Below are 14,629 nucleotides of genomic sequence, written 5' to 3'. Positions count from 1 at the left end.
TCAAGACTATAGAGTGTTAACATCTGCCAAAGTTTACTTGAGGGACATAAAAATGAAAATTATAAAGTCGCTGTTGATGCTGTTTGCCGCTGTACCGGTTTGCTTGGCAGCCACCCCCGAACAAGAAGCCGTGCTAAAACAATTACGTCTGCCGCCGGGTTTTAATATCAGAATATTTGCCGACGACGTTCCCAATGCCCGGCAAATGGCGCTGGGCGACAATGGCGTGGTCTATGTCGGCTCCCGCCAAGGCAGCGTCTATGCGGTACAGGATAAGGATGGCGACGGTGTTGCCGAACAAAAATATCTGATCATTCAACAGCTCAATCTACCCAATGGCGTGGCTTACAAAGACGGCACGTTGTATGTCGCGGAAATTCACCGCATCATTCGTTTCGACGAGGTTGGTCAGCGCTTGGCCAGCCCGCCCAAAGCGGTCACGGTATTCGACCAGTTTCCCTCCGACCGCCACCATGGCTGGAAATATCTGCGCTTCGGACCCGACGGCAAGTTATACACCGCCGTCGGCGCGCCTTGTAACGTCTGCGACCCGGACAAACCGATTTACGGCTCGCTAATTCGCCTGGACCCGGATGGTAGCGATATGGAAATCCTAGCGCGCGGCATCCGTAACACGGTGGGGTTCGATTGGGAAACCCGCAGCGGCCATCTGTTTTTCAATGACAACGGCCGCGACTATCTGGGTGACGACATGCCGCCGGACGAACTGAACGAATGGAACCAAAAAGGCGAGCATTTCGGCTTCCCGTATTGCCATGCCGGGACCATTCCAGACCCGGAATATATAGGCGACAAGCAATGCTATAAATTCAAGGCCCCGGCCTGGAAATATAAAGCCCACATTGCCCCGCTCGGCATGCGTTTTTATACCGGCAAACAATTTCCGGACACTTATTTCCGGCAGTTGTTCGTCGCCCAACATGGCTCTTGGAATCGCACCGTACCGCAAGGTTACCAGGTGAATGTGGTCAAATTCCGCGAAGGCCAAGCCTATAACGAACTACCCTTCATCAGCGGTTGGCTGACAGCGGAAGGTCAGGTACTAGGGCGGCCGAACGACATTATTCAAATGCCGGACGGCAGCTTGTTGATCAGCGACGACAGCTTGGGCGTCATCTACCGGGTAACCTACGGCCGATGAACGACAAACAATTTCAAATACTGGATACGCAGGTTGTTTATGAAGGCTTTTTCCGGCTGGAGCAATACACCCTGAAACACACGCTTTTCAACGGCGGTTGGAGTCCCCCTTTGAAGCGGGAATTGTTCCGCCGCGGCAATTGCGTGGCCGTACTGCTGTATGATCCGAACCGCGACGAAGTGGTGTTGATAGAACAGTTCCGCGTCGGCGCGGTCCTGCAACCGGAACGGGCGTGGCAGCTGGAAATTGTGGCCGGCGCCATTGAAGAAGGTGAAACCGCGGAAGAAGTCGCTTATCGCGAAGCCCGCGAAGAAGCCGGCTGCGAGATAGAAGAACTCATCGAAATAAAACAGTTCTTCACCACGCCAGGCGGCTCGTCGGAGTGGATTACCTTATTCTGCGGCCGAGTTGACAGCAGCCAGGTCGGCGGCATTCATGGCTTGGAAGAAGAGGATGAAGACATCCGCGTCACTGCGGTGAAATTCGACGAGGTATTTCAAATGCTGGAAGACGACAAAATCGAATCCGGCATTCCCATCCTCGCCATCCAGTGGCTGTATATTCATCGACAGAGGTTACGCGACCAGTGGTTGGCCAGGACCTAACTCATTAGCCCCGTAATCGGGATTTCGGCATTCCCCTTCTGCCCCCAAGGCATGCCGATATGACAATTTCCAGAAGGCGCGGGGCATTCAACTGAAGCGGCTTGCCGACACGGTAAGTTTTTATATTTCGCCATTGAACCTTTGTGCTACAAACCGGAACTCACCCAATGTGAAAGCTAGTGCCGTTTCGTTGTCAAATGGGTTGATCAGGGTAAAAAACTAACGCTTTTCAGTTAGGTAAGCCGACAAACAGCGTTGGCTAAGGCATAAACCAAGTTTTGCCAATCCGCTTCGCATTGGTTTCACATTCCTTCTTCTTTCCCGAGGGCAATACTTATGAACCGAATAATATCGCTGCAACTCCCCGGCAACATCGCGCATCAATCTATCTCCCGACAGCGCAACACCCTACCTTTCAAGACCTTGGCAACGGCCATCAGTATTGCCGCAGCTCTAGCCGGCCCAGTCAACGCCGACTCGATTCCGGCCACCGTTCTGGACCCTAATTTACAGGTCGGTGTGGCGGTCAGCGGACTCAGTCAGCCGATTGGCGTGGTGTTCTTGGCGGCCAACGATATGCTGGTGCTGGAAAAAGCCTCCGGGCAAATCAAGCGAGTGATCAATGGAACCGTGCAAGCGACACCGGTATTGGACTTAGCGGTCAATTCAAATTCCGAACGCGGCCTGTTAAGCATGGTTTTGCATCCGCAATTTCCCGCAGTACCTGAAGTCTTTATCCGCTGGACCGAAAGCACCACTGGGGCTGATTCCACGGCGGTTTTGGACGTACCGCTTTCGGGAAACCGCATCGACCGCTTTCGCTGGGACCCTACAGGCGGCGGACGCTTGGTATTCGACCAAAACATATTGAAGCTGCGCGCGCTGCAAACTGACAACATCCAGGTCGCCGGACAACCGCCCAGCGCCAACGCCAATCCGCAAGGCAATCATAACGGCGGGGTAATCAAATTCGGCCCGGACGACCATCTGTATGTCTACACGGGGGACCTGGGACGCCGGGGCTGGATGCAGAACCTTGCTAACGGCCCATTCCTGAAAGCACCGTTAGTAGACGATACCTATAGCGGTCCGGAGCCGGACGACGAGCACTTATCCGGCGTGATTTTACGCATCAATACCAATGGCAATGCGCCGGTAGATAATCCGTTTTTCGCGGCCGGCGCGGGGATCGGCGGCGAAGTTGGCGCCAATATCCAGAAGATTTATTCCTACGGTCACCGCAACGGATTTGGCATGGCGTTTGATCCTGTTAAAGGTAATTTATGGGAAACCGAAAATGCCGACGACGCCTTCAGCGAATTGAATCGCGTGATTCCCGGCATGAATGGCGGCTGGATCCAGTTTGCCGGTCCCGCCAGCCGGATCGCGCAATTCAAGGCAATAGAAACTACCCAATTCAATAACGCCATGCAGCAGGTGCGTTACCCACCAACCCGCATTGCCTATACCTCGGCGCTCGGCAAAGCGCGGCTGTTCTCGCTGCCAGGCTCAACCTATGTCGACCCCGAACTGAGCTGGAAATACGAGATTGGCCCGGCCGGCACGGCTTTTGTCGATGGCGATACGCTCGGGGCTGAGTACAACGGCACGCTATGGATGGGTTCTTCCAGAGGCTTCGCGCAAGTGGGTGCGAATGGCGGCAGCTTGTACCGTATCAAGCTCACGGCCGATAGATTGCATGTCGATGTCAGCGCCGACCCGCGCTTGGCGGATAAAGTCGCCGACAATCTGTTTCGTGCGCAAAAATTCGACGGCACAGAAAGCGAAACCTTAAAAATCGGCAGCGGCTTCGGCACCACCACCGATATAGAGCAAGGCCCGGACGGCAATTTGTACGTTGTATCCATAACCGACGGCAGTATTTACCGCATCAGCCGTAAGCCTTAAACCTAACAGGAGTAACATGTGATGAACACATTCAGCAACTTAAAGTCAGTGGCATGCTTGGGGATATTGATCGGCAGCTTTTCCATGCCGAGTCAGGCCAATTTGCTAGTAAACGGCGGTTTCGAGTCGGGTTTTAATAACTGGACCCGCGCCGATCAACTCGGTAGCGAAGGTAGTTTTTTTCAGCAAAGCGGGACCAGCAGCCCGGAAAACGGTTTTTCGGTAGCAGCACCCGTGGAAGGTAGTTTTGCGGCAATGACCGACGCCCAAGCCGGCGGCAGCCATGTCTTGTATCAGGACTTTGTGGTGCCGACCGGCGTGGGCATTACCAGCCTGGCGTTTTCTTTGTATCTGAATAACGCCGCTGACAACTATTACAATCCGGGACATCTGGATTGGGCAACAACCGGCACGCCAGGCTCGACTAATCTCAACCAGCAAGCGCGCGTCGACATTTTGAGCACCACGGTCGATCCGTTTAGTACCACTGTTTTACAGAACCTATTTCAAACCAATACCGACGATCCTCTTGAATCCGGCTACACCGCCTTCTTGATCGACATCACTACCTTGCTACAAGCGCATCAAGGCGAGACCTTACGCCTGCGTTTTGCCGAAACCGATAACGTCGGCCCTTTCAATTTTGGGGTGGACAACGTCAGCATCTCCCAGGTGCCGCTACCGCCGGCCATTTGGTTGGCTTTATCCGGCTTCTCCGGGCTGTTTTGGCTGGGTCGCCGCCGCGAAGCTTCGGTCTGATAATCGCTTGACGAATGTTGGGCTTGCCGGCCTCGACATAGCCCAACATTTCGATGCAAAAATTCGCCCTATTGACCCGGCCCTTAAACTCCGTGAATTAATTATTCCGGCAAAGGCCGGAGCGGCGGTATTTGATAAACAGCTAAATATATTCATCGCACTTCACATTTCGGCTTTTTGATTCCCTCGCCGAGCGAGGGAGGCGGATGTGCAGAAATTTGCCGCGCAATAGGTAAAGCTTAAGTTAACGCCGGGAAACGCTCTATCGCGTTTGTAAAGTACCCGACCTCTCCAGCCATTTACCGGCTTTTTCATTTAGCCAAGCCTGAGCAAACTCGTCTTTTTTGATCACCATATCCAGAAAAGCACTGGACACACTAGCGATAGCCGCGACCTGTTTATAGCCTAGGTTGGGGTCCTGGCGTTCCGGCTTACCGAACAATGCCAAATTGGGGCTGCTCCCACCGGAGCCGCGCCGCCCACCACCGCCATGCCCACCGGGACCGCCACCCGAATCCATACCACCCATACCGAATTCCCCGCGCCTCACCCCGCTCAAGCCAAACCGTCCGCCCAGCTCATTGCCCGCCAGCAAGCGATGCCCGGCGCCGCGCAATAACAGCAGATATTTGCCGCCGGCTGGAGCCTGTTCCCAAACCGCCGTGCGCACGGCGGCGGAACTGATCGCGTAAGGATCGTTATCTTCGCTGCCGGTAATCGTCAGCATCGGCAGACGCAAAGCTTGAAACCGGCTACGCACATTGCCTTCCGCCAAATCGACCGAGGGGCTTAACACCATCGCCGCAACCGGCTTGAGTTGGTCCGCGCGCGGCAAACCGCTGCCGAAATTTTCGCCCAAAGCCGCCGTCACGGTTTGCGCCCCCAGATCGTAGCCAGCCAGTATCACCTTGCTGAAGTCGGCGGACGCATACAAGGGTTGCCGTAAGCCGGCGCGAGTTTGCAGCTGCGCATAGGCCCAAAATAGTTGCGCCAAGCGAGTCTTCAAATTCTCCACACCAAAGTATTGATGGCCGACGTAACGCAATTCGCTTTCCCGAGCCGTTCGCGATTGCCGACGCGGCTTGTCACCAAACCAACCGCCGCCAGCCGGCTCCGGTCGCAACTCCATGTTTTCATCAGCCAGCTCCGCATTTTCGTCGTCCGGCATCTCCTCCGGGTCATCGAAACGCCGTTCCGCCTCCAGGGCCTTCAAGGCTTGGCTAACCGACACTGGCTGCATGCTAAACACCAGATAGCCGGCCTTGGCCCAGGTTTCCCGCCACAAACGCCCGGCTTTCGCATCTTCGCCCAAGCTGGGCAGATAAATAATCAACGGGTAGCTTCCTGGCGTACTCGGCCCGACCAGTTCCACTTCCAGTTCCGTTTGCTGATAAATCCAGATATCGTGCGTAGCATCAACCGCAAAATTCCGTGCGGTTTTGTAGCCGCCATTGCCCAATACCTCGCTCAACTTTTCCTGCTGATCTTCCTGGCTGGGCAGCGGCGGTCTGGAGGAACAGGCGACAAACAGCAGAAGCGAGCAACAAAAAATCAAACGGCGTGACCTATTCATCCTGCTCTCAAATTCCCTAGACTCGTCATTCCCGCGCAGGCCGGACTCCAGCATAGCCGCGGGGCTCCCCCCTGCGCGGGAGCGGCAATATTTCAAGGCCTGGGAAATAAAAAATTTATAAGCTTGGGACATGACTTTGCAACTCCGGCAAAAAATCGGCGACAGGTGATCGAGAGCGGCATTATCGCCGACAGAGGTATCAATCGGCGCTGGTAAATTGTAAAAATGGGTAAACCCGTCTGAGCCGGCTAAAGGTGCGGATCGCGCTGCAAAACGTCCAAGGCTTGATCGAAAGCAAACACCTCGACATGCCGCATCAAAGACGCGACACCCTCGTGGCCGAAAGCTTGCCGTAGTTGCTCCCGGTGGTTTTGTACATAAATTTGGGATTGAATATTGCCCTCCTCCAGTAATATCCGAAGGCCTTCGACCACCGCACGCAGAGCTTCCTCGGAATAGGTGGACGGCGAAATCTCTTGAAGCGCGCGTTCAGCCGGCAACACATCGAGAATCTGCTTAATAAACAAGGCGAGTTGCTCAGTCAATTGTTTGAGCGGACGCTGCAAGGAATCGGCCGCAGCGGCTGCTTGCTGTTTTAAGGCCATTTCGATGCCTTCGGCGGTCTGCCGGATGTGGGTTATTCCCAAAGTTGCGGCACTGCTTTTAAGGGAATGCGCGGCTCTTTGTGCGGATTCCCAATCGCCCACCGCCAATAACTGCCGGATATTGTCGGCTTCGGCCGCATGCCGCTGCGCGAAATGGCGTAACTGGCGCAAATAAAACGGCAGCTTGTTTTGTAGATTGTGCAAACCGGCCTGTAAATCCAGGCCCGGGATATTCGCCAAGCGCTCGTGCAGGGCCGCGTTGCCGTCGTTTTGCTCATCCGAGGTTTTATGAACTTGGGCCGATTGTGCGGGCGGCAAAGGCGGCATCCAGCGTAACATCACGTCGTACAGCACCTCAGGATTGACCGGTTTGGGAATATGGTCATTCATCCCGGCGCTCAGGCAAGCGCGTCTATCTTCGTCGAACGCATTGGCGGTCATGGCCAATATCGGCGTCTTTTCCCGCCCCGGCATGCGCCGAATCACCAAACTGGCGGCGATGCCATCCATCTCCGGCATTTGCACGTCCAGCAGAATTAGGTCGTAAAGCTGTTTAGCGGCCATATCGCAAGCGATGCGGCCATTTTCAGCCAAATCGACCACTAAACCGGCCTCTTGCAACAACTCCAAAGCCACTTCCTGATTGATCAGATTGTCTTCGGCCAACAACACCCGCCGGCCTTTCAGGCTGGATAGGTCGGGACGCCGCGTATCAGCAGACGTTTTTTGCCGCCATCCCGACAGTACGCCGGCAATCGTATCGTGTAAGGCTGACAGCGTCACCGGTTTGGCGAGATGCCCAACAATCCCGGCGCTGCGCAACTCCTCGGCGCTACCGTCGTAACTATAGGCAGTCACCAGGACAATTTTCGGTAAGGACTCGCCAAACAGTTCGCCCATCCGGTGCGCGGTTTGAATGCCGTCCATCCCCGGCATCATCCAGTCCATCAATACCAGATCGAATGGTGAATCGGTTTGCTGGGCATCGACAACATTTTGCACGGCCGCCAAGCCGGAATCGGCCACGCTCACCCGCGCTTCGAACCGAGTCAGCATGTGGGCGATGGCTTCGCGGGCCTCGGCCACATCGTCTACCACCAATACTTTTAAACCTTTACGAATATCCGGCTTAGGTAGTTGCTGCGAGGAACCCACGGCATACTCGAAAGGCAACTCCAACCAAAACGTACTGCCGCGTCCCAACTCACTCGCCACTCCCACCGTGCCGCCCATCATTTCGATCAGGCGTTTGCTGATAGCTAACCCCAAACCTGTGCCGCCAAAGCGGCGCGACGTGGTGGAATCCGCCTGCTCGAAGGCTTGAAATAACCGGCTGCATTGCTCGGCATTCATACCGATGCCGGTGTCGCTGATTTCGAATCGTGCCACAATCCCCGCCGGATTTTTGGCTATCAATTTAGCCCGAAACACGATGTGCCCAGCATCGGTAAACTTGACGGCATTACTGGCAAAATTAAGCAAAATTTGCCCCAGCCGTAGCGCATCGCCCCGCAACACCGCCGGTAGCGCCGGGTCTATGCGGTTTATCACCTCCAAACCTTTTTCGGCGGCGCGGTCGCAAATCAGGTCGTTCAAATTTTTAAAAACCTGGTCAAGATCGAAATCGCCGATGTCCAAAACCAATTTGCCGGCTTCGATCTTGGAGAAATCCAGAATGTCGTTGATGATGCCCAGTAAATGCTGGGCAGCGACGGAAATCTTGGCCAGCTGCTCACGCTGCTTGGCATCCAGCGTGGTATTTTGCAGCAAATGCGTCAAACCGATAATGGCGTTCATCGGCGTGCGGATTTCGTGGCTCATATTCGCCAGAAATGCACTTTTCGATACATTGGCCACTTCCGCCGCTTGCATCGCATCGGCCAACTGTTCGGTGCGTTCAACGACCAATTCTTCCAGATGTTCGCGATAGTTCTCCAACTCTTGAAGCATCTGTTTCTTCTCGGTGATGTCGTCCTTGATCGCCATGTAATGACTAATCCGCCCGTCTTGCTGGCGAATCGGCGCCACGATAGCCGACTCCACAAACTCGCGGCCATCCTTGCGCTTATTGATAAATTCACCCTGCCAGGACCGGCCGTTAGTCAAATTATCCCAAAGCTCCACGAAATACTCGGGCTTGGTCTTGCCCGATTTCAAAAGACTGGCTTTTTGGCCCAACAGCTCCGCGCGCGAATAGCCGGTAGTTTGGATCACCGCTTCGTTGACGTATTCGATGCGCGCGTCCAGATCGGTGATAACGATGCTCTCAGGACTTTGCTCGACCACCAGAGATAATTTGCGTAGCGTCTCTTCCGCACGCTTACGTTCGGTGATGTCCACCAGCGATGCCAATAAATTGTCGCCCATCGTAATGCCGGAGATGATCGCGGTGCGCACTTCGCCGTTTTTACAGGTCACCTGATATTCGAGGGACTCGATTGGGGCCTGCTGCTCTGCCGCGCGCCGCTGCAAATTCTGCCAGCTGTCGAAAACCGATTGCCGGTAAACCGGATCGGGATACGCCTTGCGCCACCAATCTTCGACGGTTGGGATATCGGACAAGGTGTAACCAAAGGAGCGAGCGATAGACTGGTTCAAAGCCAACATGCTACCGTCGGCGGCGACCAATGCCATCGGCACCGGCGCCACATCGAACAACCTGCGGAAATTAGCCTCGCTTTCCCGTAACGCGGCCTTGATACGCTTGCGCTCCGTGATGTCGCGCACTATCTTCGACGCGCCGATGACCTTGCCGTCGCTGTCCTTAATCGCCGAAACCGTCGCGGCGACGTCGATCCGGCTGCCGTCCTTACGCAACCTTTGGGTTTCGTAGTTGCTTATCCGCTCGCCGTTCACAATCCGCTGTAGCAACTCGGCTTCGGTGGCCAGTAGTTCGGCTGGAAACAGCAGCGTAATCGGCTGGCCGACAATCTCAGCGGCACTGTAACCGAAGATACGTTCGGCCGCAGCATTCCAACTGGTGACGATACCCTCCAGATTTTTGCCGATAATCGCATCGTCGGAAGAATTTACTAGTGCCGCCAACTGAGTGCGTTCTGCCACCAAACCCTGCTCAAGTAACACGTTCGCCGCTTTCAAAGCCTGTTCGACCCGTTCACGTTCGGCAACTTCCAGTTGCAAACGTTGGTTGGCCTCGCGTAACTGCGCAGGACTGGGCAATTGCAGCGCTTTGGGAATCAGCGGTATCAGCACCGCCACCGTCACCACCGAGACTATCGCCGTCACCACTTTGGCAAAAGCATCTAGTCCGTAAAGTGGTTCCCAAATCACCACGACATCCATCAGATGAGTCGTACCGCAGGCCAGAATGAACACCACAAACAACCATAACACCCGGACATACGGAAAATCCTGCCTATGCCGCGCGAAATAACCCAAGGCAACCGGCAGCAAAAAGTAGGACAAAAATATCAAGCCATCGCTAATCACGAAGGTCCACAACAAACCCGGCGACCAACTCAGGCAATAGCCATGCGGCATAAAATTATTGTCGGTCAGAAACTTTAGGATTTCATTCATAACGGGAAGGTCGGTAATAGTGACTTCGCGATTTAGGGAACTTGAACGACGTACCGTCGCCCCATGATCCATTAGCTAAGGAATAACCCACGCTTGGATTCTCTAAATCCAATACAGGTAAAAATAGCAGCTAGCCAAAACAGCGTAAGGTTTAGCCACTTTTTATGAGGAATTAAATTCCGACAGCAGGCAGATGGTTGATGGATAACACTCATTAATCCGGCCCTATTTATCACCGGTATCCCGTTCGGGCGGAGCTCGTCGAAGCCCAAGCTGTTGTGCCTTTCGATAGACTCAAGGGGAGCGGTATTTAAGGGCCGGGTTAATAAAGCCGCCTGGGCTGCTAAGCCCTACCTGGGCGATAGCGGATAAATCCGCGCCAACCCAGTCGCTTTAACGAGGCCCCGGTGAGGACGGGGAATGCCACCGAAATAAGTATCGCGGCACCGAAACGATCCCAGCTTCAATGAGGCCCCGGCGTGTAGCCGGGGAATGCATCATTGAGGGGCTATCAATGCGCACACAGACCGAAAGCTTCAATGAGGCCCCGGCGTGTAGCCGGGGAATGCCCGGCCTGCCGATCGAGCTTGCCGCCCAGGTTGCAAGTGCTTCAATGAGGCCCCGGCGTGTAGCCGGGGAATGCACCGCCTCAACCGTGCTATTCAACATATCCAACTCGCGCTTCAATGAGGCCCCGGCGTGTAGCCGGGGAATGCCTGAACTACGCGGCAAGCTCTGGCGTTACTCCAATGCTTCAATGAGGCCCCGGCGTGTAGCCGGGGAATGCGCCGATCAAGGATTTGGCGGAAAAAGCCATTGCCAAGCTTCAATGAGGCCCCGGCGTGTAGCCGGGGAATGCCCCGCTTCCGGATCGGCCCACCAGCCGCGCCGCTCAGCTTCAATGAGGCCCCGGCGTGTAGCCGGGGAATGCGGGTAACTCGATCCCAAGCGCGGCGCAATCATCGGCGCTTCAATGAGGCCCCGGCGTGTAGCCGGGGAATGCAGCCTAGACGATCAGCCAGACGGCAGCGTCAGCATTGCTTCAATGAGGCCCCGGCGTGTAGCCGGGGAATGCGCCACTAAAGCCGAACATGCCGCTCAACAAGCCTTGCTTCAATGAGGCCCCGGCGTGTAGCCGGGGAATGCGACAATATCGACGCTTTCAAACAATCAAAAATTAAGCTTCAATGAGGCCCCGGCGTGTAGCCGGGGAATGCACATAGGTGACCTGGCGAAGACGCAAACCGAGGATTTGCTTCAATGAGGCCCCGGCGTGTAGCCGGGGAATGCGTTGTTGAGACGGACTACCAGAGTGTTTCACAAAGACGCTTCAATGAGGCCCCGGCGTGTAGCCGGGGAATGCCACGTTATCGGTAAGCGGTTTGCTGTTCTCCTGGCTGCTTCAATGAGGCCCCGGCGTGTAGCCGGGGAATGCTTCAAACTGTTGCCGCCTATATCAAACGACACCCGGCTTCAATGAGGCCCCGGCGTGTAGCCGGGGAATGCGGTAATAAAGCCAGTGCGACAGCCAGCCAATCAGTTGCTTCAATGAGGCCCCGGCGTGTAGCCGGGGAATGCCAGCCAGGCACGGAAGGCGGCGAGCATTTCGGCGCGCTTCAATGAGGCCCCGGCGTGTAGCCGGGGAATGCTTTTGCTCAGCCGCGCAAATTTTCGACGATCCCACGCTTCAATGAGGCCCCGGCGTGTAGCCGGGGAATGCCAATTATCACGCCTCCAGCAAACTCTACGCCGTACAGGCTTCAATGAGGCCCCGGCGTGTAGCCGGGGAATGCGCAATGCGTATCAGCGAGGCAGGTAGCACGCACATGCTTCAATGAGGCCCCGGCGTGTAGCCGGGGAATGCACCGATAGCTCTAAAAAATCACACGGCGCTGTTAAGGGCTTCAATGAGGCCCCGGCGTGTAGCCGGGGAATGCGCGATCGATACGACGGCGAGCGGCCCCCACCCTTTCGCTTCAATGAGGCCCCGGCGTGTAGCCGGGGAATGCACATCAACGTTGTTGGAAATGTCCAGCGTACTTAAGCTTCAATGAGGCCCCGGCGTGTAGCCGGGGAATGCAACGCGCCAGGATTGAGCAGGCGCTGACCTATGTCGCTTCAATGAGGCCCCGGCGTGTAGCCGGGGAATGCGCGTAGCCGCTCACGCGGGTTTTTATCGGCGTAGCCCGCTTCAATGAGGCCCCGGCGTGTAGCCGGGGAATGCTTCGCAACGACTGTGCTTTTCATAAAAGTTTTCCTATGCTTCAATGAGGCCCCGGCGTGTAGCCGGGGAATGCAATGTTGTCTTGTAGAGAATGATGTGCCAATTAATTGCTTCAATGAGGCCCCGGCGTGTAGCCGGGGAATGCCTCTTTGAAATACGCAATAATCACGACCGCGGCTTTCAGGCTTCAATGAGGCCCCGGCGTGTAGCCGGGGAATGCGTGCAGTATCAGTATTTTTTGCACACCGAAATACTCGCTTCAATGAGGCCCCGGCGTGTAGCCGGGGAATGCCGGTTGCCGCGCCCACCGCCCGCCGGTGTGTACTTGCTTCAATGAGGCCCCGGCGTGTAGCCGGGGAATGCATAGCGCGGCGTTCGGCGGCAATCTGAACATTACGAGCGCTTCAATGAGGCCCCGGCGTGTAGCCGGGGAATGCTGCGCATTACAACATCGAATCGCAGCTACCATGTACGCTTCAATGAGGCCCCGGCGTGTAGCCGGGGAATGCCTCCCGCGCGGCCTCAACAGCAACGACGCACGCGTTGCTTCAATGAGGCCCCGGCGTGTAGCCGGGGAATGCGCCGAAGCCATCGCAGCTATTGAATCCGGCCAAGTTGCTTCAATGAGGCCCCGGCGTGTAGCCGGGGAATGCTGCCAAACGGCCTACTGCTCGAATTGAATCACGTCGCTTCAATGAGGCCCCGGCGTGTAGCCGGGGAATGCGGGCCAAGTCGGGGGCCAAGTCCGGGCCCAAGTCGTGCTTCAATGAGGCCCCGGCGTGTAGCCGGGGAATGCCTACATCACCGATCAAGCGACGTTGTTCGAACTAGTGGCTTCAATGAGGCCCCGGCGTGTAGCCGGGGAATGCTGGGTGCAGGCGTCGCTGCGGCTGGGTATGCATTAGCTTCAATGAGGCCCCGGCGTGTAGCCGGGGAATGCGACACGGTGCGGATGTTGTTTAATTGGGCCATGTGTCGCTTCAATGAGGCCCCGGCGTGTAGCCGGGGAATGCACCCCAGGAGCATATGGCGCTCACCAAACAAATGAATGCTTCAATGAGGCCCCGGCGTGTAGCCGGGGAATGCCTTATCCTCCTCCGAGCAATGCTCGAAATTGTCCAGCTTCAATGAGGCCCCGGCGTGTAGCCGGGGAATGCGAATCTCAGCCTGGAACAGTACATCATGCTGCTGGCGGCTTCAATGAGGCCCCGGCGTGTAGCCGGGGAATGCGCCGGCTATGTGAGCCGAAACGACGCTAAGCCGTTTGCTTCAATGAGGCCCCGGCGTGTAGCCGGGGAATGCCTACCGAGACATTCTTAAAGCTTGAATATCAAGCGGGCTTCAATGAGGCCCCGGCGTGTAGCCGGGGAATGCACGCGAATCTTGAGGAGACCGCCATGCTGCATTACCTGCTTCAATGAGGCCCCGGCGTGTAGCCGGGGAATGCAACTTTGGCCGTCCTATCCAAACGGGATACGACGACGCTTCAATGAGGCCCCGGCGTGTAGCCGGGGAATGCAGCCCAGCGCTACGGCTGGGAAAATCCGAAGGCGCGTGCTTCAATGAGGCCCCGGCGTGTAGCCGGGGAATGCTGGTACAACTCCTACCGCTAGCCAAACTCTAACATGCTTCAATGAGGCCCCGGCGTGTAGCCGGGGAATGCGGTGATCATGCCGACGTAGACGACTGACAAAGCAGTAACGCTTCAATGAGGCCCCGGCGTGTAGCCGGGGAATGCATGAACCATCTTGCCGCTACAATACTGCATCAACCTGCTTCAATGAGGCCCCGGCGTGTAGCCGGGGAATGCAGCACGGTAGCTTTGTTCAAACGCAGTTTTTCAACAAGCTTCAATGAGGCCCCGGCGTGTAGCCGGGGAATGCGGTGTAATATTTCCCATCCTTAACCGATTCGATTTGCTTCAATGAGGCCCCGGCGTGTAGCCGGGGAATGCAACCCCTTTTCCAAACCTAATCTTGTCCAGATGCAAGGCTTCAATGAGGCCCCGGCGTGTAGCCGGGGAATGCATGTTGACGGCGGATGATAAGCCCTCCGGGGGTGTCGGCTTCAATGAGGCCCCGGCGTGTAGCCGGGGAATGCTATCGTCCATGGCCTAGCCTCCGCGTTTACGCACTAGCTTCAATGAGGCCCCGGCGTGTAGCCGGGGAATGCCGAGTCAAAGCTTAAACGGTTGTTTTCCCCAACGTTCGCTTCAATGAGGCCCCGGCGTGTAGCCGGGGAATGCGAGTTATC

General features: G+C 56.0%; 6 protein-coding genes and 1 CRISPR repeat array (1 of these 7 only partly in view). Of the genes, 4 read left to right on the top strand and 2 right to left on the bottom strand.

Annotated features, from left to right (window positions below):
* Window positions 1-52: 52 nt before the first annotated feature.
* From G006_RS0119945 to G006_RS0119930, 4 genes are all read left to right on the top strand, one after another.
* Window positions 53-1,162 (top strand): PQQ-dependent sugar dehydrogenase, encoded by a 1,110-nt coding sequence (locus tag G006_RS0119945; protein WP_020484992.1) that lies wholly within the window; start codon window positions 53-55, stop codon window positions 1,160-1,162.
* Entirely contained in the window at window positions 1,159-1,767 is a 609-nt protein-coding gene (locus tag G006_RS0119940) for an NUDIX domain-containing protein (RefSeq protein ID WP_020484991.1), read from the top strand. The genes G006_RS0119945 and G006_RS0119940 overlap by 4 nt, the downstream gene beginning before the upstream one ends.
* A gap of 336 nt (window positions 1,768-2,103) precedes the next feature.
* Window positions 2,104-3,675 (top strand): PQQ-dependent sugar dehydrogenase, encoded by a 1,572-nt coding sequence (locus tag G006_RS0119935; protein WP_020484990.1) that lies wholly within the window; start codon window positions 2,104-2,106, stop codon window positions 3,673-3,675.
* Between the two features lie 21 nt (window positions 3,676-3,696).
* Window positions 3,697-4,434, top strand: coding sequence for a hypothetical protein (locus G006_RS0119930; RefSeq protein ID WP_020484989.1), 738 nt, complete (start codon window positions 3,697-3,699; stop codon window positions 4,432-4,434).
* A gap of 262 nt (window positions 4,435-4,696) precedes the next feature.
* Here the strand turns inward: G006_RS0119930 and G006_RS0119920 are convergent, their stop codons facing one another.
* Together G006_RS0119920 and G006_RS27250 are read right to left on the bottom strand one after the other, a co-directional pair.
* A complete protein-coding gene (locus G006_RS0119920; protein ID WP_020484987.1) occupies window positions 4,697-6,007 on the bottom strand; it encodes an alpha/beta hydrolase in 1,311 nt (436 codons plus the stop codon).
* Between the two features lie 248 nt (window positions 6,008-6,255).
* The gene (locus G006_RS27250; RefSeq protein WP_020484986.1) at window positions 6,256-10,152 is read right to left on the bottom strand and encodes a PAS domain S-box protein; all 3,897 of its coding nucleotides are present in this window, start codon (window positions 10,150-10,152) and stop codon (window positions 6,256-6,258) included.
* Window positions 10,153-10,612: 460 nt separating this feature from the next.
* Window positions 10,613-14,629: direct repeats of the CRISPR family, unit length 36 nt; unit sequence GCTTCAATGAGGCCCCGGCGTGTAGCCGGGGAATGC; it runs 426 nt beyond the window's last position.

This window comes from Methylomonas sp. MK1 (assembly GCF_000365425.1).
In the GTDB taxonomy this organism is placed as follows: Bacteria; Pseudomonadota; Gammaproteobacteria; order Methylococcales; family Methylomonadaceae; genus Methylomonas.
Note: the sequence above shows the minus strand (reverse complement) of the source record. Positions and strands in the feature narration are given on the sequence as shown.

Coding starts and splice junctions, on each gene's coding strand:
- G006_RS27250 (WP_020484986.1), bottom strand. CDS start 10,152: ATGAATGAAATCCTAAAGTTTCTGACCGACAATAATTTTATGCCGCAT.
- G006_RS0119940 (WP_020484991.1), top strand. CDS start 1,159: ATGAACGACAAACAATTTCAAATACTGGATACGCAGGTTGTTTATGAA.
- G006_RS0119920 (WP_020484987.1), bottom strand. CDS start 6,007: ATGAATAGGTCACGCCGTTTGATTTTTTGTTGCTCGCTTCTGCTGTTT.
- G006_RS0119930 (WP_020484989.1), top strand. CDS start 3,697: ATGAACACATTCAGCAACTTAAAGTCAGTGGCATGCTTGGGGATATTG.
- G006_RS0119935 (WP_020484990.1), top strand. CDS start 2,104: ATGAACCGAATAATATCGCTGCAACTCCCCGGCAACATCGCGCATCAA.
- G006_RS0119945 (WP_020484992.1), top strand. CDS start 53: ATGAAAATTATAAAGTCGCTGTTGATGCTGTTTGCCGCTGTACCGGTT.